18 protein-coding genes, 1 pseudogene and 1 CRISPR repeat array are annotated in these 24,054 nt (G+C 46.1%); of the genes and pseudogenes, 5 read left to right on the forward strand and 14 right to left on the reverse strand.

Annotation, left to right across the window (positions count from 1 at the left end; translation table 11 throughout):
- Window positions 1-205: 205 nt before the first annotated feature.
- From QXV08_RS05515 to QXV08_RS05545, 7 genes are all read right to left on the reverse strand, one after another.
- A complete protein-coding gene (locus QXV08_RS05515) occupies window positions 206-1,489 on the reverse strand; it encodes an MBL fold metallo-hydrolase (RefSeq protein WP_342784961.1) in 1,284 nt (427 codons plus the stop codon).
- Between the two features lie 9 nt (window positions 1,490-1,498).
- Window positions 1,499-4,540 (reverse strand): protein NO VEIN domain-containing protein, encoded by a 3,042-nt coding sequence (locus QXV08_RS05520; RefSeq protein ID WP_342784959.1) that lies wholly within the window; start codon window positions 4,538-4,540, stop codon window positions 1,499-1,501.
- On the reverse strand, window positions 4,503-4,940 hold the full coding sequence (locus QXV08_RS05525; RefSeq protein WP_342784957.1) for a hypothetical protein: 438 nt from the start codon (window positions 4,938-4,940) through the stop codon (window positions 4,503-4,505). The genes QXV08_RS05520 and QXV08_RS05525 overlap by 38 nt, the downstream gene beginning before the upstream one ends.
- 5 nt (window positions 4,941-4,945) lie before the next feature.
- Complete coding sequence (locus QXV08_RS05530; protein WP_342784955.1) at window positions 4,946-8,371, reverse strand: DUF499 domain-containing protein; 3,426 nt, start codon at window positions 8,369-8,371, stop codon at window positions 4,946-4,948.
- On the reverse strand, window positions 8,371-11,334 hold the full coding sequence (locus QXV08_RS05535; protein ID WP_342784953.1) for a DUF1156 domain-containing protein: 2,964 nt from the start codon (window positions 11,332-11,334) through the stop codon (window positions 8,371-8,373). Before QXV08_RS05535 ends, QXV08_RS05530 begins: the two co-directional genes overlap by 1 nt.
- Window positions 11,327-11,506, reverse strand: coding sequence for a hypothetical protein (locus QXV08_RS05540; RefSeq protein WP_342784951.1), 180 nt, complete (start codon window positions 11,504-11,506; stop codon window positions 11,327-11,329). The genes QXV08_RS05535 and QXV08_RS05540 overlap by 8 nt, the downstream gene beginning before the upstream one ends.
- Before the next feature lie 108 nt (window positions 11,507-11,614).
- Window positions 11,615-12,940: a hypothetical protein gene (locus QXV08_RS05545; protein ID WP_342784949.1), complete on the reverse strand. Its 1,326-nt coding sequence runs from the start codon at window positions 12,938-12,940 to the stop codon at window positions 11,615-11,617.
- Between the two features lie 431 nt (window positions 12,941-13,371).
- Here QXV08_RS05545 and QXV08_RS05550 point away from each other — a divergent pair, with 431 nt between their 5' ends.
- On the forward strand, window positions 13,372-14,367 hold the full coding sequence (locus QXV08_RS05550) for a HEPN domain-containing protein (protein ID WP_342821428.1): 996 nt from the start codon (window positions 13,372-13,374) through the stop codon (window positions 14,365-14,367).
- Window positions 14,368-14,462: 95 nt separating this feature from the next.
- A pseudogene (locus QXV08_RS08950) lies at window positions 14,463-14,582 on the forward strand (hypothetical protein); the annotation flags it as partial.
- A 476-nt stretch (window positions 14,583-15,058) separates the two neighbouring features.
- On the opposite strand, the gene QXV08_RS05555 reads toward QXV08_RS08950, so the two are convergent.
- On the reverse strand, window positions 15,059-15,217 hold the full coding sequence (locus tag QXV08_RS05555; RefSeq protein WP_342784945.1) for a hypothetical protein: 159 nt from the start codon (window positions 15,215-15,217) through the stop codon (window positions 15,059-15,061).
- A 127-nt stretch (window positions 15,218-15,344) separates the two neighbouring features.
- Entirely contained in the window at window positions 15,345-15,491 is a 147-nt protein-coding gene (locus QXV08_RS05560; protein WP_342791552.1) for a hypothetical protein, read from the reverse strand.
- Window positions 15,492-15,572: 81 nt separating this feature from the next.
- Here QXV08_RS05560 and QXV08_RS05565 point away from each other — a divergent pair, with 81 nt between their 5' ends.
- On the forward strand, window positions 15,573-16,562 hold the full coding sequence (locus QXV08_RS05565; RefSeq protein WP_342821429.1) for an N-glycosylase/DNA lyase: 990 nt from the start codon (window positions 15,573-15,575) through the stop codon (window positions 16,560-16,562).
- A 361-nt stretch (window positions 16,563-16,923) separates the two neighbouring features.
- On the opposite strand, the gene QXV08_RS05570 is transcribed toward QXV08_RS05565, so the two are convergent.
- Window positions 16,924-17,607, reverse strand: a complete 684-nt coding sequence (locus tag QXV08_RS05570; RefSeq protein ID WP_342784941.1) for a DUF6884 domain-containing protein — start codon at window positions 17,605-17,607, stop codon at window positions 16,924-16,926.
- 700 nt (window positions 17,608-18,307) lie between these two features.
- Here QXV08_RS05570 and QXV08_RS05575 point away from each other — a divergent pair.
- Both QXV08_RS05575 and QXV08_RS05580 read left to right on the forward strand, forming a co-directional pair.
- Window positions 18,308-18,535 carry a hypothetical protein gene (locus tag QXV08_RS05575; protein ID WP_342784939.1) on the forward strand — a complete coding sequence of 76 codons (228 nt, stop codon included), beginning with the start codon at window positions 18,308-18,310 and terminating at the stop codon, window positions 18,533-18,535.
- Window positions 18,513-19,298, forward strand: a complete 786-nt coding sequence (locus QXV08_RS05580; protein ID WP_342784937.1) for a hypothetical protein — start codon at window positions 18,513-18,515, stop codon at window positions 19,296-19,298. The genes QXV08_RS05575 and QXV08_RS05580 overlap by 23 nt, the downstream gene beginning before the upstream one ends.
- 132 nt (window positions 19,299-19,430) lie before the next feature.
- Here the strand turns inward: QXV08_RS05580 and QXV08_RS05585 are convergent, their stop codons facing one another.
- From QXV08_RS05585 to QXV08_RS05600, 4 genes are read right to left on the reverse strand one after another with little or no spacing between them, the layout of a single operon-like run.
- Complete coding sequence (locus QXV08_RS05585) at window positions 19,431-20,375, reverse strand: 2-oxoacid:ferredoxin oxidoreductase subunit beta (protein WP_342784935.1); 945 nt, start codon at window positions 20,373-20,375, stop codon at window positions 19,431-19,433.
- Window positions 20,365-22,278: a 2-oxoacid:ferredoxin oxidoreductase subunit alpha gene (locus tag QXV08_RS05590; protein WP_342784933.1), complete on the reverse strand. Its 1,914-nt coding sequence runs from the start codon at window positions 22,276-22,278 to the stop codon at window positions 20,365-20,367. Before QXV08_RS05590 ends, QXV08_RS05585 begins: the two co-directional genes overlap by 11 nt.
- 22 nt (window positions 22,279-22,300) lie before the next feature.
- Window positions 22,301-22,612 carry a hypothetical protein gene (locus QXV08_RS05595; RefSeq protein WP_342784931.1) on the reverse strand — a complete coding sequence of 104 codons (312 nt, stop codon included), beginning with the start codon at window positions 22,610-22,612 and terminating at the stop codon, window positions 22,301-22,303.
- 4 nt (window positions 22,613-22,616) lie between these two features.
- Complete coding sequence (locus QXV08_RS05600; RefSeq protein WP_342784929.1) at window positions 22,617-22,868, reverse strand: ferredoxin; 252 nt, start codon at window positions 22,866-22,868, stop codon at window positions 22,617-22,619.
- A 155-nt stretch (window positions 22,869-23,023) separates the two neighbouring features.
- Window positions 23,024-24,030: a CRISPR direct-repeat array (repeat unit 24 nt; unit sequence CTTTCAATTCTTTCTATTGTGTTC).
- Window positions 24,031-24,054 lie beyond the last annotated feature (24 nt).

Genomic DNA, 24,054 nt, shown 5'->3' on the forward strand with positions numbered 1-24,054 from the left:
AAAAATGTAACACTTACCTGTTTAGACTATTTGTTGAACATTACCGTAAGGTATTGTATATGGTGCCCAAATAAATATCAACAACAGATGATACAGTCTTCTTAACTTAGACAGTATACCTTAGTGGTATACTTGGCTTAATGTGAATGCTGTGTTTTATGCTTGTGCTTTAATTATCACATTGTGTGATAATCTAGTTTAGGCCCTACTTGTTATACCCGGAGAGGGTATGCATTAGTTTAGGGTGCCTAGTATGTATCGGTATTAGTCTCCTGTATTTGACTACGTCGAGTATGCTTCTTAATTCGTGTGGATAGTAGTGTCCGGAGAGTCTTACCCTATAGACCTGTATCCCCAGCATGTACAGCCAGTAGGCGAGAGTCTCCTCCTCGACCTCTGACTCGGCCTCAAAGGGTTCTGGCGTAGTCAGGAGAGCTGTTGCATCCCTTGGCAACCTCTCCCCCCAAACTCTCATTTGTCTAAGCATCTCTAAGAAGCCAACAGGCTCTTGCACTAACAGATAACTACTAGGGTCTTCGAACACGTCCTGTTTGAGGCTAACATGGTCTACTGGCACTGCTGATACTTCTTCTAGCTCGGTTGCTACGGCAAGCTTAAGGTTACCCACGTTAAACTCGCTAGTAAACCACTGTGGCAGAACACTAGCTATCATCGAAGACGCTATAACAACCGTTCTACCATTGGATAATGCCAGTTCAGAAATTGCTGTAAGAAGTTCGAAGTCAAGAGGGTCAAGGGAGATTATTGATAATCCGCCTCCCATGAGAACCCTGTTCACTATGCTTCTAAACTCTTCGGGTCCTATAGGCGTCTCGACACCTCCTATATTAGTGCCTTCGAGTAAAGCGAAGTCTGTACCTTCAGCACCGAGAACCCTCCCCATATTTTGCAGTGTATCGATTCTGGGACCTAGTGGTCCTTGAACCCTGAAGTCACCGCTGTAGAAAACAGTCTTATCATACCCATTGTAGACTAGTGCATAAGAGGGATAAGCACTGTGACTTACTGGTATAGGAGTCACTCCATGCTCATCTTCCTTGTACGGTTTTAGCTCAGCAATATCTACATGCAGCTTATGGGGTAACTCCGCAAGCCAGGTAGGAGTCACTCTATACCATTCCTCAATAGTTTCCAATACACTAATTGATGGAACATAAACCCTCGTTCCAGGAGGAAGCGCTCCAAGTAACCCTAAATGGTCTAGGTGAAAGTGGGATATGTAGAGTGCATCAATATCCTCGAACACGTCTAGTGGTGGTATAACACCAATACTTCTCAACTCGTTTATACCGAGAGGTCGTATCCTTCCACGATAATATCTCCTAAGCACCTGGAACCTAATACCATTATCGAAAACTATCTTCCTATCCTTATCCTTGATGACGATGCAGTTCCCGCCAATCTCCCTATACCCACCATACACCTCAAGGGTTATCGGCTCCTCGGTTAGGACTAGCTGCGGCTTCAAGGCTAGCACCTACTCCGGCTTGAACCTATACCTCCTAACGCTAACCTCACTCCACCTCATATTGTTAACAGGGTCTCGGACGGCTAATAGCCTGGGTTTTCCAGTTCCAATTCCATAGACTATGTAGAGCCAGTACTTCTCGCCATATTCTTTAGCAACTCTAAACTCGGTTTCAGTAAGCTCGATTTCAAGGTCAAAGCTAGACTTCCCCTTAACCTCTATATACCGCACCTCGCCGGTTCGTGGATTCCTACTTAGAATATCGAAATGCTCTCTCATGCTGACGTCCTCAGGTATTCTTCCCGATTTTTTCTCGTATTCCATTGCTATCCTCATAGCAGCTTCTTCTATCTCCTTAACCTTAATTGGGATTGGTGGAGCAGAGCTGCTGACACCACCTTCAGATGGTGCTGTGAATATTATTGCTCCAAGGTACTCGGACTTATCACTGTATACTTCCAGGGATTTGGGCTCCCAATCTCGGTGTTGTGCGCTTAAACGTAGGTTCTCAAGCTTGGATACATAGTCGAGCAGCTCCTTTGTCGCCGCCCTCACAACATTATTTAAAATCGTCTTCGAGGCTTTCACACTTAAGTCTTGTAAAAGCGTACTTGGGGCGTAGTACTCGTCCACACTTGATATAATCCGGTCCGGCAACAAACTCTCGGCAATAATGTCAAGTAACTTTCTCCCTCTGAACACTTCAGTAGAACCAGCTTTAACTCCAACGCCCACGGTTTCAGAGTAAATAGGGCTATTTCCAAGGAATATCGTGACTTTGAACAAATACAACTCCTTTAAACCTTCCACCTGCGCCGAGGATACCATGTAAACGGGCTTATCTAAACCACTAGTGCCTGAAAGAAGCGAGATAGTATTTAGGTAAAAATCGTTTACATTGTCTAGTCTATATGTCCCGGCAAATACCCTGTCTCCGTCAACTTTAACACTTAATCCCTTCAGCCCTGCTACTACTATGAATAGCTTCTTGAACACTTCGTCAACAGTGTTTCCACGGAAATCACCTAGAACATCGCTAAGCAGTCTTTCAATTCTAAATGCAATATTCCTCCTGGTTAGACCTACCCTTTCGAGGTTCTTCTTCAGAGCAGCTAGAGCATTTATGATGCTTTGAACATAGTGCTCTAGTCCATCACGGCCCTCACGTATGTATGTCAATAAGGCCTTGTACTCGCTGTACTTCGGAGTGCCCTTAGCTACATCGATGGGAATCGTTGTAAACCCTTCCTCCGTCATCATGTCTATGACGACTTCCTCTCCAATAGATACCCGGGATTCCTGGAGGGAGCGACCCCATGCAAGCAACTTCTTATACAACACATCTAGGACGTCTTTATCGCTTCTTATAGCCAGGAAAAGCGTGTAGCTTGTTACCTCTCTTTCCTGGCCAAGCCTCCACACCCTCCCGAGGCGTTGTTCTACTTTAATAGGGCTCCAGGTGGGCTCATAGTTTATAATGATGTTTGCTACCTGTAGATTCAGCCCCTCTGATGCGACATCTGTTGAAATAATGAGTTTAATTCTCCCAAGCCGTAAATATCTCTTTAAGTCTTCAATATCGGGTCTTCTACGCTCTCTCCAACCAGGAATAATTATTCCCTCGGACGTGATGACTGCTGTTGCATCAACGACGTTCGGCATTTCCTCTTTAAGCTTGCTATAAATATACTCGGCCGTATCCTTGTACTCTGTGAATACTACAATCTTGTCTCCACTAGCAAGGTGTTCACGTATAAGCTTAAAGACGCCCTTTAACCTACTATCATTACGCTCGGCTATTACCCCTGCAAGACGAAAGAGCTGCTCAACTATCTCTAGGTCTTGTTCCTCGAGCAGGGCACCACATTTCTCAGCGAATCTATTAATGGGCTCGTCGGGTTCGACGGCCTCATCTTGGTCACCTAATTCACTATAGTCTTCAAAGCCTAAGCCAAGGTAAGCTTCAACTATGTTTTCAGCCTCTTTATCAAGCTTATCGGCATCAACCAAAGAGGCTGCCTTTCCTTCAATTACAAGGGACCTTTTGTAGAGCATTCTTTCTAGTGTCTGCATAGCAGCATAGGGGCTTGAGGAGGCTCTCTTAGCTATAAGGGCAAGTAGCAAGGGAAGAGCCTTAGGCTCTTCTCCAATGTATTCATAATACTTTAATAATTTATCTCGTAGAAATCTAAATAGAAGCTCATTGAACTCCGCCTCTTCACGTGTAGCACTTATGACCCTTGCGACAAACCTGGCCTTCTTGAATATCTGTCTGTACTCATAGACCTCATTCACGTCCATTTTAGTTCTGCGTATCACAATTGAGTCACAGGTTAGCCTGTAGAATGAGTCATTATCCAGCTCCTTCTCGCCAATAAGATAGGGGTCAATAAGCTTAAGCCTAGAAATATAGTCAGTGACATGTCCCCTATGAGGAGTTGCTGAGAGTAGAATGATATTTCGACTAGTAGTCTTTGCTAAATCCTCCACCAGTTCATATCTCTGTGTAATACTTTCCTGGCCCGACCTAGTTTTTCCTACTCTATGAGCCTCGTCAACTATAACCACGTCCCAGTCAACGCCAGTTATCTTAGGCTTGTGTTCCTCTCTCTTAACAAGGTCTATAGAAGCAATATACCATCCTTCGGGGAAGCCTTGCTGGGCTAGAGTAGAGATGTTCCCCCTCTTTATGACCTTTGCATGAACCCCGAACCTCTTAAGCTCCCCTCTCCACTGCTCCAATAGAATCTTAGGGACGAGGAACAGTACCCTTCTAACCCCATCTCTCTTCTCAAGTAGCTTGACTGCGAGTATCGCCTCGATAGTCTTACCTAGTCCTATCTCGTCGCCAACAAGGATTCTAATGGGCTTACGAAAAGCCAGCCTGAAAAGCAGCTCTGTCTGGTGAGCAAAGGGCAATATCGGAGGGTCGGCACTGGTGTTTAAAATGAAGAAGAAGGGGTGAAGCTCGTATCCCTTAACAATCCTACCGAGGAGGCTCAGGGCCTGTCTCCTAGTCGATTCTGTAGAGAACCCGGAAGCCTTTTGCAACCCTGCACACCCCCCAGAACCCCCTCTTCTCGTATTCCTCGAGGATTTTACTGTACCAGAAGATTGTCTCGAACTCGCCAAGACCTGCTACCACTTCTGCTATCTCGGGTATTTTCGCCCGGCTTCTCGTACATTGTCTGCATCCTGCAAGGATAACCAGCTTCCTGAAGAGCTCCTCGGCTCTGTCTCCCTCTAAGTAGATTGTCTTGCCTGTCCTACTCCGCCTAGCGTCATAGTTTATCCTTTGGAGGAAACTCGAAACCACTCCCCTCTCGCAGCATGCGTGGAAAACCCTACCACCTGTTGAGCTATAAAAATGAACAACTTCCACGGGCTTGCCATGCTTGCCCACTCTCCTAGTTGTAAAACGTAAAACTATTCGCTTCTCACTAGCTTCCACTGTTATCACCCTTCTTCAAACACGTAGTAGGTCATATAGTTCTCAACATCTCTCGCCTCGTTCTCGCTAAACTCCGGCGCCAAAACGTATTCACCATTGCGGGGCCTCAGCCTAAGACGATACCACAGGTGTCTCATAGAGATGCCGTATCTCTGTGCAATAGCCGGGAAGATGCTCTTTACGTCATCAAGGGCTACACCATTGAGCCTTAGGGCCACCTTGGGCTTCCTACCAGCTATTTCAGCCTCTAGCTCGAGTACAGCCTCTTCAACCTCGCATTCAGAGCCAAACTTGGAATCGATAACCCTTAGTGGTTTGAAGTTGAAGCCGGAGACTTCAACCTCTATCAGCGAGAGCTTTGTACCCTTCGGTGGAACACCCTTAACAGCCTCGCGGCCCTTCGGCCTAACTATAATCGTGACCGTTGAGGTCTTTAGTATCTCTCCAGAAGTATTCAAGGCTTTCACTTCATAGCTGTACGTACCTGGCTCCTCCGGGGCCTTTATCCTCCAATTTATCGTTGCAGACGTTCTCTCGTCGTCGATACTAAGTTTACTAGAGCTTAGCTCGCCACTGGTAGCTGACAGGGATAATTCTCCTTTGAACCCGCCAATCCTATCTACAAGTATTGTTATTGTTACCTCCTCGCCTGGCGAAGCAGTGATTTCGTGTTTGTCTAGCTTAACGTCTACACCTTCCTCTATGAACTCTGTAACTCTAACTAATGGGCTATAGCGTAATGAATCGAGGTCCATGGTATCCAGTGCTTTTGCTACGGGTACAAAGTTCCCGTTAATGTGGAATGCGTACCATATCCTCCTTATTCCGCCAGCTACCCTCTCTTCTCTGACATCTCTTAGGCCTTCAAGCTGCTCCTGGAGAGCCATCCTCCACGGTAGTATTAAATCACTCGATTCTAATTCCCGCGGAGCCTCTCCCTCTTCCATCGAAGGCGGGTTACAGTCATGCCTAGACTTGCACTCATACACCTTCTTGAAGAATATCTTGCCCGACCTCTTCACTCCAATCCTTAGAGTCTTTACGCCATCGATTAGGGCGTTTTTGATTGTCTCCTCTCTCACCATGGGTAGTCTTGGGTTGGAGTAGAAGTAGTCGACGATATCTGAGACGAGTCTTGCGGAGTCTCCTTCGGATATATTAATGCCGGCTTGGGATAGCATGTATTCGAGCTGCTCAAAGTCTAGCTCTTCATAGAGTTTCGGTGGTCTAGTGTTTTTAAGAGCACGCGTAGCTGTCTCAACTATGGTATCGGCCATAGAGGCATCGGTAAGCTTGAATGTATTCCTATGACTGTTCTCGTCGAAGCTTGGATATGCAACGAGGTTTAGGCCTGCGAGTATGTTCATGACGAGCTTACCCTCCACTCCCTCCATTTCCTTACAGTACTTTTCGAGCTTCTTTCTCATGACCTCACGGACTTCGCTATCCTCGTATATGGAGTCTAGCTCCTCACCCACTATATCACACGCTATTAGGTGCTTAGCGAAACCGAGCATCTGCGAGACGCTGTTATTGTCGCGTGAAAATATCAGGTAAACAGTATTAGCGTATCTCCTAGACCCGCCGCTGGGGGTTTCATAAATTATTTTCTCTATCTCGCTCTCCCGGATGGGCGAGAGAACCGCCACCAGTATGTATTCTCTGGAGTCGTGGTCTATTGGCTTAGGTTCTTCTAAGACTATGCTAGAGCTTGTGTTAAAGGGCGACTCCGTTACTTCTCTCCTCTGCCCACGCCGTCTTGAGCCTGATACCACGTCCTCATAGGGCTTGGCTAGAAGCTTCCATGCATACTCTTCAACCTTCTTAAGCGCCTCATGGTCTTCCACCGTTCTAGCCGTCATCTCAACCCTACGTATGGGTGAAGTGAACTGGGTAAACCAGTAGCGCCCTCCCTCGCTCAGCAAGTAGACGAGGTTGCTAGAAGCCCACTCCAGTGCATCCAGGTAGTCTTTCGGCTGTAGGTTAAGGGCTCTCGCCATGCTAGGCTCATACGACGATATTATGACCCAGCGTTTATCAGGGTATAGTTGGTGATGCCTTATCGAGCCGGCATAGACGAACGTCTTGACAAAAATAGTTTTAGCTATTGTCTTCACCAGCTCCGGTTTCTCGTAGCTCTTGGTTCTCTCAACCACGTCCTCCTCGACTATGGTAGCGTACTGCCTGTATAGCTCGTGGGAGAGTAATGTACCCCTTATCTCTTGGTCCTCAACATCGATATGGAAGGGCATGACTAGCTCGGCAGGGCTCCCCACTTCTGCGAGCCTCCTCACGACTTTCCTAGTAATCTTAATGGCATCTCTTGTCTTTTCAAGGCCCTCGTGCTTGTCTAGTATGTCTACAAGGGTCTCGATATAGGATGGGTGGAACGGGTAAGTTTTCTCAACCTGCTGAGCCTTCCTAACAGCATCCTCCCCGAATAACTCCTTGTTCTCCTCAGCACCATATAGCTTAGCGAGGCTCGAAGACAGGGCTTTGGCTGCTTTATCGTCTACGCTCTCGAAAATACGCACCCTGAGTATGCTCGGGATATCAGAGGATGCTACAGGAACTATCCTCCTCGAAGCAACCCTGCTCACAGACCTATACAGGCTTGTAACAACGCCGAGTTGCGACTTGTACCGCTCCTCAACCTCGAGTCCCTCTCTCCTCTCCTCCACAGGCATTGAGACTATGAGGACAGTGTGCCTGGACAAGTCGACTGCCTTAGCAAGAGACTCCATAAAAGATAGAACTTGGTCCGCGTAATTCCTGAGGACATTGTCAACCGAGGATTTAAGCCTGACAACATAGTCAGCAAGCTCATCAACTAGAATCAGCACTGGCTCGTCTCCAAGTAGCCTAGCAATCACATCAGCAGGAGGAGCCAGCACCTTCTCATCGTTACCCCTTACCTCACCGAATCGACCCAGCTGGTGGGCTAGAGACCCCCAGATAGTTTGTACCCCATACCCGCCGGGAACCACTAAGGGGTTGACGGGGGTCGGGGTAAGCTCGCTAAAGTACCCGTCGAGCACAACCACCCTTACACTACCCACCCTAGATAGCTCGTCGACTAACCTGCGCAGACGCTCTCTCGTCTCGTTATCCTCAGTCTTAGCCTCGAGAAGCGCTACGGGGTTGCGGAAGGCATGGTAAATAGTGAGCATCGTGTGGGTCTTACCGCCGCCGTAAAGCGAGAGGAGCATGACCAGTTTATTACCGCCCCTACCGAGAAGGGCATTGACGACATTCTCTAGGGCCTCAGCCATATGCCTAGTAACAAGCGTCCTTCTGAAGAACTCCAGGGGGTCTGTATATATGGGCTCTTCTTTTCCTAGGTGTACTCCTCCTAGGCTTGGAGCAGCCTTCTCGTCGAGCCTTGGCTCAAGCACATCATTCCACAGCTTAACATGGCTAAGAAACCCCATCACTTACCACCCCTAAACCACTTGTTAAGACCGGTCTGGCTGGGTGTAAGCACATTGATAACACTAGTTACAAGCTCGCGCTCAGGGTCGCCAGGTGGGAGAACCTCTGCGAGAATACGAGCTAGGCCCAAGGCCTCCTCGTATAGTGCGGGATACCTGGCACGAAGCTCCTCAGCCTTCTTAGAGAACTCGCTTCTGGGCAGGGTTATAGCATGGTACTCAAGGACATGCAGTAAGTCCACAGCAGTACGAGCCGTGGGGTTACTCGGGTTAATCCCCTTCTCCTCTAGCACAGACCTCACGGCCTGAGCTAACTCACGTTGACCCCAGGCAGGCTCGAGAAGGCGGAACTTGTCACCCTCCTGCTGTACAAGCCCAAGTTCTTTCAAGTTCTTCACCTCGTTACGGGTGCCAATAGAGAGTATAGTCATGGTACTCCTATCCAGTGTCCTCCTAACCTGCCGACGTCTCCTTGCAATAAGTACCTTGCTGAGAAGGTAGAACAGGGAAGTACTGCTGAGTCTAGCTGCTGGCTCGCCGCCGCCGAGGGCACGTGCGATAGCCTCAGCAGTAGCGGGATACATGTACTCCTCCACAAGCTCCCCGGTACTCTTGGCGCCAACCACCTTCTCATATCTAGTGAACACGGATAACACGCAGCCCAGCACACCCACGAACAAGTTAACACCATCAAACCCTATTTTCAGTAGAGTTTTTGCGTACTCCGTGCATCCTTCAAGGGCCCTAGAGTAGGCTTCACCGGCGAGAACCTGGCCGCTCACACCCTTACGCCAAACAGCAATAATGCTAATATCGAGACCAGCCTTACCGCGAGCCGTGACACGGTGCTTTGACTCAGTGACCACAGCATGAGCCGCCGTAATCCTGAGACCAGCACTCCTCCAGCCAGCATCGAGCAAAGCCTCCCAAGCATCAGGACTAGTATGAGCATAATACGTGACAAGAACACCGTTATTAACTAGCTTTTCAGCCATTCTTTGGAAAGATTCGACAAGAAGTTGCTTGAAATACTCTAAATTACCAATGCCTTCTCCGAAGTACTTGGAGCGCCCCCCATTCTCACTAACCTCCTTATCTGCAAAATACTTCCACTGTGTCTCAACCTCGGCCTCATTACTGAAGAATGCTTCCTCAAGAAAACGAGGCCTTCTAATAAGCATGCCGCCAACATCAACAACGTCGCCCAGGGCACGCTTGAGCCACACGTAGTAGAAGTCGCTGAGCTCGGCATAGGCAACATCGTCTCTGTAGGGCGGGTCAGTTACAATGAGGTCGAACCTCTCATCTCCAAGCCTACTCAACGCGGTGGCATCGTCAAGCAAAACCCTAACCCTGCTAGGACTACCAGAAACAGCGTTAATGAGATACTCAAGACTTTCTGTAACATTTCTTAAAGTTCTAATGAATGTTCCAGTTACAGAAATGTAGGGGATTCCTTCAACCCAGTTCCATTGCATGGCAATACCCCTTACTGCTAGTGTATGTTGTATTATTTCGTATCCCGCGTTCCATGCAGTAACCAAAGAATTGAAGTCAGCATACTTTACTAGTGCTATTGCTAGGTATGTTGTTACTGCTTCTGCGTATTTGTGTGCGTCTTCCCTGCTCCAGCCTTCTCTGAGCTTTTCTTCCTCTACTTTCTTGCCTGCTTCGCGTATCAGCTTCACAAGCTTGACTAGGGTTAGGAGCTGTCGCGGGTTGAAGAGCTTAAACCACTTACATGCACCTGTAGAAGTACATACCATAAGCTGTCTTCGCTCATATTCTGGTATTGGCTCTGTTGGTATGTCCGGGTCTCCCCACACCTGCTTCAGCTTCTCCAGGGCTCTCCACAGCCTCTCCGTGTCTTCTTGTGCTGCTGGCTCGAATACTAGGTCTCCGTTGGCTATCTTGACTTTTGCTAGTATTCTTGGCCTTGCCTTCACGGCTTCTTTGAGTGTTTGTAGGTCTATTTGCCCGGCTAGGTATTGTTCTAGCTTCTGGTTCCAGTCCCTCATTGTCTCCTTTACATACCAGTCTTGCCGTCCTTTTCGTATCTGGTTGTTGCAGTGGAGGCATGTGGCTACTTCTCTCCTTGCATCTATGTTAGCCTGTGGTACACGGTAGGTTTTGCCATCGATTACAACTATGCCTTGGCTACTATTGACCTTTGCCTTTAGGAGTTTTCTCCCCAGCTCCTTGTTTAGGTCCACTATTTTGACTGCTATTTGGTCTCCTGCTTTGACCGGCTCCATCCACGCTAGGCGCTCGAATGTGCCGCTCCTGGCTTCTTCAGCCTCTTCCTCTTCCTCGCTTGCCTCCCCGGATACTCGGGCAAGCCACCAGTTGCCGACTAGTGGTGTCCATCTTCCGCAGTGTGGGCAACGTACCTCCCATGTTCCAATGTAGACTGCTGTATCGTCATCGTATAGCTCTCTTATGTCTGGGTCGTTCCGTAGCTTTTCCACTATCCAGCTGTCCCAGCGCTCCACATCCTTGACTAGCTTCTGTCCTAGACCTCGCTCAACAGCCCATTTCGGGTATTCTAGAACTGCTTTGAGGAAGACATAGGCCGTGGGTAGCAGCTCGACGGCTACGGCTTCCCCTATTCCTAGCCTTATGGCTTCTAGTGGTATGCTTCCGAAGCCTGCGAAGGGGTCTAGGAGCCTTGACTTGCTAAATATTTCCCTCCATTTAGGTGGTACATTCGGGTTCTTCCCATGGGCAACCTTCTCGGTGAGGCGGAGGTTGTACTTGAACTCAGCAGGGTTGGTGTCCGCCGGTAGCAACGTCCCAGCTATTACTGCTCGGGCACCTGCTAGGGGTTTACGGGTCCACCAAAACACCATCTCCCAGTAGGGCGGACGACCACCGCCCTGCTTCTCCTTAGCAGAAGCCTCATTGACTACGTCAACGGGGAACTCCGGGGTCTCGATAAACCTCCTGTCGTCTCTACTACTCATGGTTTCCACCCTTTACATACTTCTCGATTACAATTCTGCCTTCTTCCAGAAACCACGCTATTTCATCGCCTTCACCTACTTCAAGGAGCTTCCAGGCCTCTCCGGGAACTGTTGTGCGATGGTATTTTCCTATTCGTGTGACCTTGAGAAGCTTCCCGCCGGCAAGAGCCAACAAGCACACCCTCTATAAAGTATTCTGCGGCCAAATCTATAAAAGTTACTGCGAAAGCTGGTTTTGAGGATAAATAGCGTGCGAGACTAGGGATTCCTGCAGGAATATTCAGTATAGCCCTCCTGGTCTGTGGAAGTATGTTTCCTCGTTGTATTCATAAATATGCTTGAATGGATACACTGGTTTAATTTCTCTTTTTACTATGGGCTTGTCTACTATGTTTTCCTCGTATTCGACTTCCTCCATGTTGTTATCCCATATTCTGACTCCTACGTCTCCATCTTCATAGTAGATTATTTCGGCATTGTATATTTCACTATCGTATTCTAGGTAACCTTGCTTCTTGAGTTCGTAGTGGAGTGTGCGAGAGGATTGGTGGCTACCATAGTACTTCCTCACGTATTTGTTGGCTATATCTATGGCCTCCAGGTACTCCTGGATCTGCTTGTACATTATTCCTTCTCTTAACCTCAACAGTTGGAAGTAGTGGTGGAGTAGTTGCGAGTAGAAGTAGTGGCAGGACTCCACCTTTTGCTCACAGTAAGCAAACATTGAGTTAAGCCATAGCAACAGGTACCCGGTTTCTCTAGCTCCCACGAGGCTAAAGACCAGGAAGTATGCGGCAGCTAGCTTTCCATGCTTCATTGCTATCTTCTGAGCTCTTCTGAATGCTAGCTTTGCGACGTAGGGTTCATGTAGTTGTCTTTCGGGGAGTGAAGCCTCCTGCATCTCCTCATTTCCCGAGGCATTTAGTTGTTGCGGTATTCTTACTCTCTTCTTATCAATCCGGCTGAATGCTACTTCCTCCTTAGTCACTAGCGGATAGTACTTGCTGTCGCTGTCCTTTTCCACCAGTCCTTTCCTGGCCATTCTTCTCAGAATCACAGCTATAGTCGCCTTCCTCACCGGCTTCTCTCTGATTAGCTCGTAGGCCTCTTTCAGCTGGCTGAAGGTGGCTCCATTAGTGAATATCTTTGCCAGGAGGCACCACATGACTGCCTGAGCCCCCAGCTCCCTGTAAAGCTCCCTAAGCTTAAGGTAACGTTTTTCGAGCGCCTTCGGAGTGCTCCTCGGGAGGACTAGTAGACCTATAGGCTCTCTGCCGAGAAGCCTCCTATTGCTCTCATTGGTTATGATAAGGTTGAAGGAGTAGAGGCCGGGCGGCGCTCCATTATTCACATGTATCTTAATCCCGGATGTATAGGGAGCGAATCCCCTGCTAGGTGCTACTGTAATTGTTGCCACAGAGGGGGAAGGCCCCTCAGCTGAGATGCTGACTACGTGGCCAAGCGGTCCATTGATGGCTATAGCAAAACCTATATCTTCCCCGGGATACGCCGCGAAGACACGCCTATACCCACCACTATACCCTCCATTCCTGGAGCTACGAGTCATCCTCGATACACTAGACCTCTCCTCCTCAACAAGGCTCACAGCGCACTCACCCCGTAGAGAAAGAGAAGTGGATGAATAATCATGTGTGACAGAAATACCTAGAACCCCTCTAGAACAATCAAGAAGAGCTCTAACCGATACCACTACGAAATACAAACACACTACAACAGACCAGCCACAAAGAATAAACACCAACGAGGTAGACGCACCCCCTCCGGGGACAGCCGGGGTGGCTTGCGTCTACCCGATGAGATGTCTAGTGCTTAGTTTAAAGGATGGTTCCAAAGTGTGTAGAGGAGGCTGGGTTGTGTCAGGGAAGAGCACAATACTCGGATTTGCTCCTTGGAATGTAAAACGCTTAGAAGCAACAATTTGGAAGAGTTACAAAGCAATGGATTAGGAGTCGAGATATCCAACTACTAGGATAAGGACAAGTTAATGAACAATTGTAGTGTTGGAGGTGGAGGGCGTTGCCGGATAATCATGTTGATGTAGCAGATAGACTCTTAAAACATGCTGAAGAAGATTTGGAAGCTGCTAAAGTACTATATGAAAGAGGATTAATGCTCCAGAGTCTTTATCATTTAGAGCAGGCCTCTGAGAAAACACTCAAGGCATATCTTATCGGCATATGGTTCTATCCTATGAAGATTGTTGTTGACACTGCAGAGAATATAGGCACGGCAGGAGAGTTTAGAGACATACATCATCGGCTGAAATCAGCCATCTACAACTATATAGTGCCAAGAAATCTAGGTCACGACTTCAGCAGGTTCCTAAATAGATTCTTACCATGGCTGTATAAGGCGTACTGCTCGGAAAGACTGGTTGAATATGTTAATGCAACCTTGAAAGCCTGGCTTCAACGCGTGATAATAAACAAGGAGCGAGTAATCGCTAAACTCATGGAACAAGGGACTACGAGAGAAATAGCTGAAAAAGTATACAGCCTACTTGTTTACATTTTCTCACAGCCGGCACCTATAACCATAGGAGGAGATATCAGGCGGAAATCATGTGACAAAGCGAGACTAGACTTCGGTACATCACTAGAAGGGCTCAAAAGAGAAGATAGGCCTTGCCTCCAAGCAACAACCCTTTTCATCGACTACGTGATGAAACTAGCTGAGGAGGCATACAATCAAGCCATACTAGAATACAGAGAAGTCCTAGACCAAAAGATTAGAAAAGAAGTACTGGAACCTCTAGGCCTCAGTGACATATTCCCAAAGAACTTCACGAACTCCCTAATAAAGGACCTACTAAAGAGCCTTATAGTGGGTAATATTGTAATCGTTATGACGCTCCCACTACACTTCTGCCTATTCAAGTACTATAATGCTACGAGGTACGGTGAGGGAACAGTTCCAAAAGAGGAATTTGAAAACATACCTAACGTAATCGATACGCTCAGGCACATTCACAGAATAACAATTACCCTAATATCACGAAGCCGACAAGACTAGCATAACAAAACAAGTAGTTAATGAAGCTAAGCGAGCATGTCCTCGCATGAAAATGGTCTAGGCAGCCGTGTCTATAAAGAGCTAGAGAGGCGTCTGCAGGTAAAAGCTACGTGCAGACTCATCCCTTTATCCAGAGGCTCTGGGATAGGTATCGGATGTTAGCACATAATGACACGCTCTTAAGGTTTAGAGAAGGGCCAGGGAATAGGCTCTGAAATATAGACCTGCAGGTGAGACTGGCTCAGAGTATGCATCTACTACATCCTCAAGCAGTTATCAAGGCTCTAGGGTAGAAGCCATAGTAAGGTATGTAACTAAGAGAATCAAGAGAGGTACACAATAATTCAATCCCAGCACTATAGCCATCTCTGAGATAATTAACTATTCAAACACAACTAGATATCCTTTCTCCTTAGCTTCAAGCTCATGCTACAACGTAGTTGCAATGTTTTCGTCCCACGTATCTGGATAATAGGTATAAAATCTTACCGTAAATGTCCCACATGAAAATTACTTCATGGGACAAAAACGTGCGGAAACCAGCCTTCGGAGCCGGAGGACCCGGGTTCAAATCCCGGCGGGCCCGTCTTTCTCTCTTAGTCATTTAATTAAAACACCCAGTAGAGATCTTCTTGAACAGCGACGTTGCGAATAATTTTCACGACATGTGGACCGGTTAAAGATAAAGTATCTAGGGTTGTGCAAGTACACTACTTACTGCCGCGTGATACTCGGCGTAAGTCGTTCCACGTAGCAGACTCTCTTCGCAGACTACGTTGGCGAGATCAGCTGTTTCAACAGGGTCACCTAGCTCTCCCCAAAGAGGGCTCCCTGGTATGTTGCGAAACATTCCCTGCTACCCTGGAAGAGCGGGATAGAATGGTGTATATGCCCTAAGGCGACATATTCAACTTTATTCCCTAGGACACCAAGCCGCTCATCCCCCGCAACAACAACCTTACTATACCGCTATATCTTTAGCTATAGTCAGCTGAGCTACAGCCCTCGAACTTCACACTAGTGTGGGCTAAGAACACCCTCTTACCGCCTTCATTAATCTTCTCGAAACTCTCCAGCACCTCGACAACTCTGTTTTTGAACAGGGTGTTGCACAGCAAGTGCAAGATCCTATAAATGGTGAACAATGATAAATCACTGTTAATACTGAACGAACGCGATCTTAATTAAAGCAGGTTTGTAAAATATTGCTATGTTATCCCAGCAGTATATTAGTGTGGAGGCGAAAACCTGGAATGGGTGCACATAGCTCGAACATAAATGAAGAACGCGTTAATGTTATAGCAGACCTTCTATCCAAGCTCGGCTTTAACGGGATTGCCAGGTTCGACAAGTTTGAGCCGGAATACCGGGTATTAAAGATTCTCTACGAACGGGGAGTCAAACCCCCTTACCTAGGGCTTATAGCAGTCTGTGCCGGTGTCATAGATTACCAGCTAAAGGCTGGTGGTAGTGATAAATTCTGGGCAACATTGTTGGAGGTTGCGAGATCCTATCATGACCTAAATAGTGTTAGCCAAGTGGAGAAGCTCATGGAGGAGTTTCTATCAAAGGAGATCAATTCAATAAAACGTGACGATAAATCTAGTAGAATAAAGAAAATTTTTGAATCCGGACTCGCAAGCAAGATTGTTGAAAACTATGACGAAATTAAGAAGAAACCCGGCATTATCTGGGAAAAACTGGCATCAGTTCTTAGTAAGACGGGGAAGGAATCAGTTATTAGAAGTAAGATGAGGGAGAAAACCATCGTATTCGCAATGAAAGCATTTGATATCTCTCATTTTATCTGCTTTGGCAACTACGTCGAGCTACCTGAGGATATTTATATCCCAGTGGACTTCCACGTTAAACAGGTTACAATCAGCGCTGGCCTACTAAAGGAATATGGTAGCGACGACGAGTTTAGGGAGGCTTGGAGAATGGTTCATGAAAAGGTTAGGGGAAAAATAAGAGGTAACATTAATTTGCTAAGGTTAGATAGCATAGTGTGGCAGATAGGTAAGATAATGTACAAAAACGCGTACGACCGGGATCTAAGCGTCATGGAGATAACAGACTATCTGAGCGGGTGTATCGGCGTAGGCAGAGAGCTTGCTGAGAAACTAGCACAAGAGCTAACTAGGTTTATCAAGAAGGCGAAGGAGTATAGTGAAAACAATAAAGGCCGACGATGACATCATCAAGAATAGTATACATCCTTTTTACTCCTTTGCGATCAGCGTTTTAATTAAAAGGCCTGTACTACTAATCGGGCTGCTAACTGTACTATCGTCCCTTGGTAGCTGAGAAGAATAATGTTAACTCTCTCGGCGGCGATACTTGCAGAGCCTTATCTTAAGGGAGCTAATAATAAGCTAGGGTTTAACCAGAGGGATTTCTCAAGAATAAATTCATGTAGCATTTTTCCTCAGGGTAAAATAAATGATGGTTAAACAAGGTTTTGGCCTCTACTACGACCAGGTACATAGGGCGTGCTTTAACCGTATCACTATTCTATACTCATGTTCTTAGCCATTTGAATAAACTATAGACATTTCAGTCCTTCTTCATGTGGTGGTTGTATATTACTTCTTTGAGGAGTTTAAGGCTTCTTAATTGTCTTAGTCCAGGTATACTGCTCGGCAAGACTAGGGCTTTCACGTTTTCCTTGTTTTTACACTCATCTACTGCGGATTTTGCTGTGATAATTATGGCGTTCTTCTTTTCGAGGATGAACCTTAGGATTTCACAAATAGCTAGAGCATACTTCTCGGACAACACGATTGTGTAGGCGTCGTACTCGCCTCTCTGGATGATATTCCACAGCTTTTCTTCAACATCCCGCTTCCGAGACCACTCACGTATTTCGCTAGGATTCATTTTATTGAGAGGTGCATCGTAGGGCACGATCTCATCGTTTTCACTTATTAGGCCGTAGCGCCCACTAATTATGTAGACATCAACGTGCTTGCCATAGCTCCTCAAGGCATCTACAATCTCCATGACACGAGTGAAGGTTCCACCATACATTTCCCTAGCCGGCTTCACGAACTGCTTTAACACCTCTCTGTACTTAGGCTCGTTCTCGATATCGAAGCCTGGTAGTGGTAGGTTGTAGTTATTGAGGACACTATTCAACCCCTTTTCATCTACGTGTTTTCTACGTGTGCAACGCGTTACAACGAGAACCCTCCTAACCCTTCTGAAGTCTATGCCTCGGCTAGCAAGCTCTTCGCTCAATTTTCCAGCCGACACGACTCTCACACATAATCTAAGCAAATTTTAAGTATATGTACCTAGTGTCATATTACATATTTCGAGAGACATTGATAGAAGAGTTGCCGTTAGAGATGCATTACGCATGTAATATATATACCAATATATATACCGAAGACGCCAAAGGGTTATACGAATACTTCTCAGCAATAGCACTAGTAAAGATAACAAAAGATAAAGGGTAAGAAATGCAAGAGAGAATATAGACTATTGAAGCCTAGTGATGTCCAGAGAATAGCTATCCCTATACATCTTATTAGTTTATAACCAAGTGTTAAATGTACACTTTGTTATTACATCTATATAGAACTATTAATGCCAATCTAACTTATAAGTAGCAATTGTATTACTCATGAGTTCTAAAGGAATGCATGTTAAATTAATTTGGACAATTCATGGTGCACATTGGTGCAAGCTTTTTAGGTTTCATCGTATCCAGAGTGTTCATCGTCTTATTATTTTGAGTGGCGATAGCCTGAGAGCCTAACCCTATAGAACTCTGGCTTGAGTAGCAGCAAAAAGAGCTTTTTCAGTCTCTAAACTCAGCCATTAAAATTAATATTATACGATCTAGTACAGCTTTATAAGCCAAAAGTAGATTATAATAATCAGCCACACGTAAACTATGAAAACCATTTACTATTAGGTGTAGGTGTTAGATAGTATGCTCCTCTTCGGGGTAATAGGTAGGACACAAGAGTATTTTGGTGGTTTACCACTTATGGCTGAGATAACCCATCACCAACTCATCGTCGCAACAGCCATAGCTAGTGAGCCCTCCTTGTTCTTTGCTGGTCTTCTCCACGACGTTCTTAAGCCACTTCTGAATTTTGTGAAAGACGAAAAAAGGTTGTTGGAATTGGCGGCATTTGTGGAAGGTAAATACTGGTAGTAAGCTAATAGATATAGACAATGTCCTATCTGCATCGAAACTCCCATCATACGTGGATGTTGACCAAGTTATTGATATTATCAAGCATCACCATGATAAAAATGAGAGATACCTAGAAATACTGGTATCGACTAAGTATCCCTACTTGCTAAAGGTATTAATAAGAGGCACTGAGGCAACGTTATTGGAAATTTCCAAGTCTGACAGTATCTCTAGGCAAGAGAACTTGTGGCTTCGTAAAAGAGACGATATCACAAAACTTGAAATATTGAATGGTGAGCACTTAAAGTTGATTAGAATGACCGCTTCTATAGACAGTCGTAGAGGAGGATATAGGGCTATCGATGTATCATTGAAAATACCTATAGAGTATTTGTCAACGAAAATGGCTTTTCTAGCTAGCGTAAGAAACACAGAAATCTTGGAAGAGGAACTAAAGGTGTTGAAAAGAACAGGAGTCGGTAAGAAGCGTGACATGGGGTTCGGAGACCTACTAGGTTGGAAAATATACCAAGTAACAGCAAGTTCCAACAATAATTTAAGAATAATCGGTCCAATGGCAATAGCTTACGAGGAAGCAAGCAAAACCAGGATCATTACACTAAGAAATACACCTTCATCCTTTATCGCTAGCCTTAAAGAGAAGGGAGGCCTTCTTCCTTTAAATATAAGGATGGCGCTTTCACGAACAAAACCACCATATTGGGTAAGGGAGGAGCTTTGCATTACTCCATTTTCAGAGTTTTTATTTAAGGAGTCATGATACTGTTAATGCAATCCTCCTGTCTATAAAAGTATATCTCTTTGTTAGGCTCGTGGATGTGCTCATAGGGATAAGGTAAATTCTGCTGTTATTGATTTTCACGGTTTAAATGCCTGGTAATGCTATTTTTGATTATGGATCTGTCTCGATTATGTACTCTCTGAATAATTTCTCGAAGACTTCCTTATCAATAATGGGTTCTCCGGTTCCTTCTTTGGCTATCCGAGACATAGCTGGAGAATGCTTTGGATACACTGGTATTCTCCCCGAGAACCTCTCCTCTAACGTGGTCTGCGTCTTGTCGATGTAGAATACTCCTATCGGTATTCTCTCACCCCATTCAAAGCTCTTCTCGTAAGCCTTTAGTAATTTAATGTGTCTCTCCTCAGGTTTCTCGACTATGGGATCCCAGCCTTCTACGGAGTCCAGCTTGTATACTCTTCTCCTATAGTACTCAGCCGTGTATACATCATTGAAGGTTACACATGGCTGTAGAACATCTATGAATGCCGCCCCCTTGTGTTGTATTGCCGCCTTAATAAGATTCTTGAGATGATCTCCCTCGAATGCGAAGCCTCTTGCTACAAAGGTGTAGCCGGCTGAGAGGGCTAGCGCGAGTGGGTTGAGGCCATGCTGGATATTCGGCTTGGCCAGGGCCTTCGTCTTAATCCCTAATTGTAGTGTGGGGGAGGCCTGTCCTTTTGTGAGCCCGTATACACCGTTGTCATGCATAATGACAACTATATCTAGGTTTCTCCTCCCCAGTGCTACGAAGTGGCCAGCACCTATCCCTAATAAATCCCCGTCTCCACCGTGGACTACTACTGTCAGATCTGGATTAGCTAGTTTAATTCCTGTCGCGAAAGCTATTGCTCTCCCATGTAGCGTGTGAACCCCGTTGACGTTTATGAAATGTGCTATCTTACCCGAGCATCCAATACCTGAGACAACTACTGTTCTGGACGGGTCTAATTTAAGCTCCTCGAATGCCCTTATGACAGCCGTCAAAATTCCGAAGTTGCCGCAGCCAGGACACCAGTCAACCCACAAATCCGTCTTGTAAGACCTAGGCTCCATGCTTCAACACCACCCTGTCAACGCCTTCGAGGAAAACCTTCTTCAAAGCCTGCTGGAGCTCATCCAGAGTGATCGGTCTACCCGTGAACTTAGCAATCGTTTTCTTGATTCTAACACCTGTCGCCATAGCGATGAGCCCGGCTATTTGGACACCGTAGCTGTGCTCCACAGCCACAATTCTTTCTAACGGGATTAAAGATAGAATCCTCGAGATTTCTTCAACCGGGAAGGGCCATAAGAGTTTTACATTCAAGTAGGCAGCTCTCAAACCCTCGTGGCTAAGGGCTTCAACTGCGTCTAAAGCAACTCCTTTCACAGATCCCCAGCCCACTATTAAATAATCCGGGTCGCTAGCTCCGTACAGAACTACTTTCCTATCCCGGGGTAGCTCGCGGAGTATTAAATCGTTTTTCTCGATCCTCTTAGAGTACATTGCTACTCTATTCTCAGGGTCTTCGACAATGTGTCCGAGCTCGTCGTGTTCGTCTCCAGTGTACCACATTACAGTATCCGGGGTTCCTAAAAAGGCTCTTGGAGATACTGGGTGACCCAGCTCGAACCTCCTGTAGTTTGATCCCCCACTGGATAGTAAGCCCCTCTCTATTTTCAACCTGGATAAATCCGGGGGGATGATCGTCTTGATAGTGTTCGCTAAGAACTTATCCACTAAGTGAATAACGGGCACCTGGTACTTTTCGGCTATGTTGAAAGCCTCTGCAGCGTCATAGAAGGCCTCCTCGTGATCCCCCGAAGATATAACAATTCTCGCGAACTCGCCGTGGCCGGCAAATAGTGCGTTGAATAAGTCGCTTTGGCTACCTCTAGTTGGTTGACCAGTGCTTGGACCTCCTCTCTGGTAATATGTTATCACTACTGGAACCTCGTTAGCGCCAGCCCAAGAAAGGCCTTCAACCATTAAATCGAAACCTGGGCCGCTAGTGGCTGTAGCGCTCCTAGCACCTGTTAGGGCTGCCCCTATCGCTGAGGCTATGGCCGCCATCTCATCCTCTGTCTGCATTACTACTATCGGCCCAATGGGAGTCCCGTCCACCTCTGAGTACTCGTACTTCTCAATAACGAAGCTCTCGTCGGCTGCTGGTGTTATCGGATAGTAGCTTTGGTATCTCAAGCCACCGGCTATCTTCCCCATTGCCACGATATCGTTGCCTGTGACAACCATTAGTTTGCCGGGTTTGTTCACGGGTTTTTCAAGCGCTAATACTCCCTCGTAGCCAGCCATGAGCTCCCTGAGAAGCTCAAGTATCTCCATGTTTTGTAAAACTATTTCTTCTCTACCCGGAAATTGCATGGTTAATGCATACTTCACAGCCTCATTGTCGAGGCCCAGTAGGATGGCTACAGCAGATACAAGAATGCTGCTCACGTATCTCGAGGCTCTCCTAGGGTCGACGCGGTGCTTAGTCATGAGTGTTTTCAGGACATCTGAGAAGCTAACTCCGATAGCCTCGATGCCCCGGCTCTTTTTCATGTATTCGAGGGCGTTTTTCACCACGGGCTCCACGCCGAGTCTCTTGAGCCTCTCCCTAACCTGGTTCTTGGTGGCATCCTCCATGCTCGGTATCTCATCCAGCCTCTTAGCCTCGACGCCGGTATCGTATACCACGAACCCATTCTCGCCTACGTCATCTATGTGGGTGAAAATAGTTTCAGCATCCATGGCCGCCAATATCTCCACCGGGTATCTCAGGGATCTCGGCAAAGATTTCGAGGAGATGGACATGTGGATGTAGCTGTGGCGCCCTGTTATATTCGAGAAGTACTCTCTGTCCGCTATAACCCCATAGCCTCTCCTAGCGAGCGCCCTGGTTAAAATTGCCCCTGATGTCTCTACACCAGCCCCCTGGGGACCCCCTAAGATCAGGGATACCTTATCTCTGGGCATGCATAGAATCACCCCTGAACCCCTAGTCGGATGAATGGGCCTCTTCAGCTACTGCCTCATCAATAACTACGCCAGTGGAGACCAGGTGTCTGCTGACATGCTTCTCAAGCTCTTCAAGGGTGTGAATAACCTCCCTACAGTTTACGCAGTACAGCCAGCCTTGCTCCCTCAGAGCTTTTTTCAACTCGTCTAGTGAGACGGGTTTAAATGACTCACATACAGCTGGCTCCTCATGCAGTTTCGCATCATCCTTGACAACACAGTACCCTATATAGGGAAAGTATATGTTTGGCTTGAAAAACACGCATCTAGAGCAAGTATCTCCCGAAGCCACGGGGCTAGACCTCTTCAGCTTTTTCAACCCTGATCGCGTTGACGGGGCACACGTCTGCCCCTGACTTAGCACACTCGTAGAGTTCCTCTGGTATTTCTCCTATGGAAATATTCTCATCTGTTTTAACGCTATATTTGTCGACCACCCTATTTTTCCCGTTGTCGGAGCCAAGCTCGTAGACCTCGGGACACGCGGCCGGAGCGGCTCCACATGCAATACATTTAGCTCTATCAACTATAACTCTATACCTAGCCATATACAATCACAACCATCCTATTTTAATATCTGTATTGTTCAGTTAAAAACTTTTTATAAGAATCAAACAATAAAACCAAATCCAGGAATACTGGATTCAGCATACTTGCAAATGCTGACCCCAGCAGGTTCATACACAAATAAGGATAGATATTCTTTTCAATTCTTTCTATTGTGTTCGCTAGACCCAGACCTGCTTTATGGGCTTGGAATTGTGGACTTGCACTTTCAATTCTTTCTATTGTGTTCCACTAGAAAATGTTGAGTTGAAGACACCAAAGGGGGTAAGCCTTTCAATTCTTTCTATTGTGTTCAATTGCAGAAGTATCGCAAGATAGAAATGAAATACTAATAGCTTTCAATTCTTTCTATTGTGTTCCACGCATTCTTAAAGATATGGTGAAGTAAATGGATGGAGTACTTTCAATTCTTTCTATTGTGTTCAAAAGGTTGCGCGATGAGATAAACGAGTTATCGTATGAGGACGCTTTCAATTCTTTCTATTGTGTTCGCGTAGATGGTAGCGTAACATTAAATGAAACGGTGGTTTCACTTTCAATTCTTTCTATTGTGTTCTGGACATTGCAAAGCCTCTGAATGTCTCATCTGATACTGTGTCTTTCAATTCTTTCTATTGTGTTCTTCACTCATGTTTTCACCTCGATTTCATATATAGGAGGACAGCTTTCAATTCTTTCTATTGTATTCAGGCTTGAACCAGTTGTAGCGATCACAGCTCAAGATAGAATTGCTTTCAATTCTTTCTATTGTATTCTCTTACACTCAATATATATTCCTTATCCCAGTATATCACCTTTCAATTCTTTCTATTGTATTCAGGCGATGTGATAAGCATCCCTGTTTTCGGTGAATTCACTCTTTCAATTCTTTCTATTGTATTCTTGTTAAAACAGGGTATTAAAGAAGTGTTGAAGGAGGTGAATAACTTTCAATTCTTTCTATTGTATTCTGGAGCACGTGGGTAAGCGGAGCCTGGCACAAGACCTCAGGCTTTCAATTCTTTCTATTGTATTCTGTTGAATTTCTCCACCCACTTCGCTATGGTCTCTTCTTTCCTTTCAATTCTTTCTATTGTATTCGGTATCGTATGTGTTCCTCTTCTTTGACCAGGCCCAGTACTTTCAATTCTTTCTATTGTATTCGCACCCTAGATCCATTTTGGCAAT

Source organism: Desulfurococcus sp., from assembly GCF_038881575.1.
In the GTDB taxonomy this organism is placed as follows: domain Archaea; phylum Thermoproteota; class Thermoprotei_A; order Sulfolobales; family Desulfurococcaceae; genus Desulfurococcus.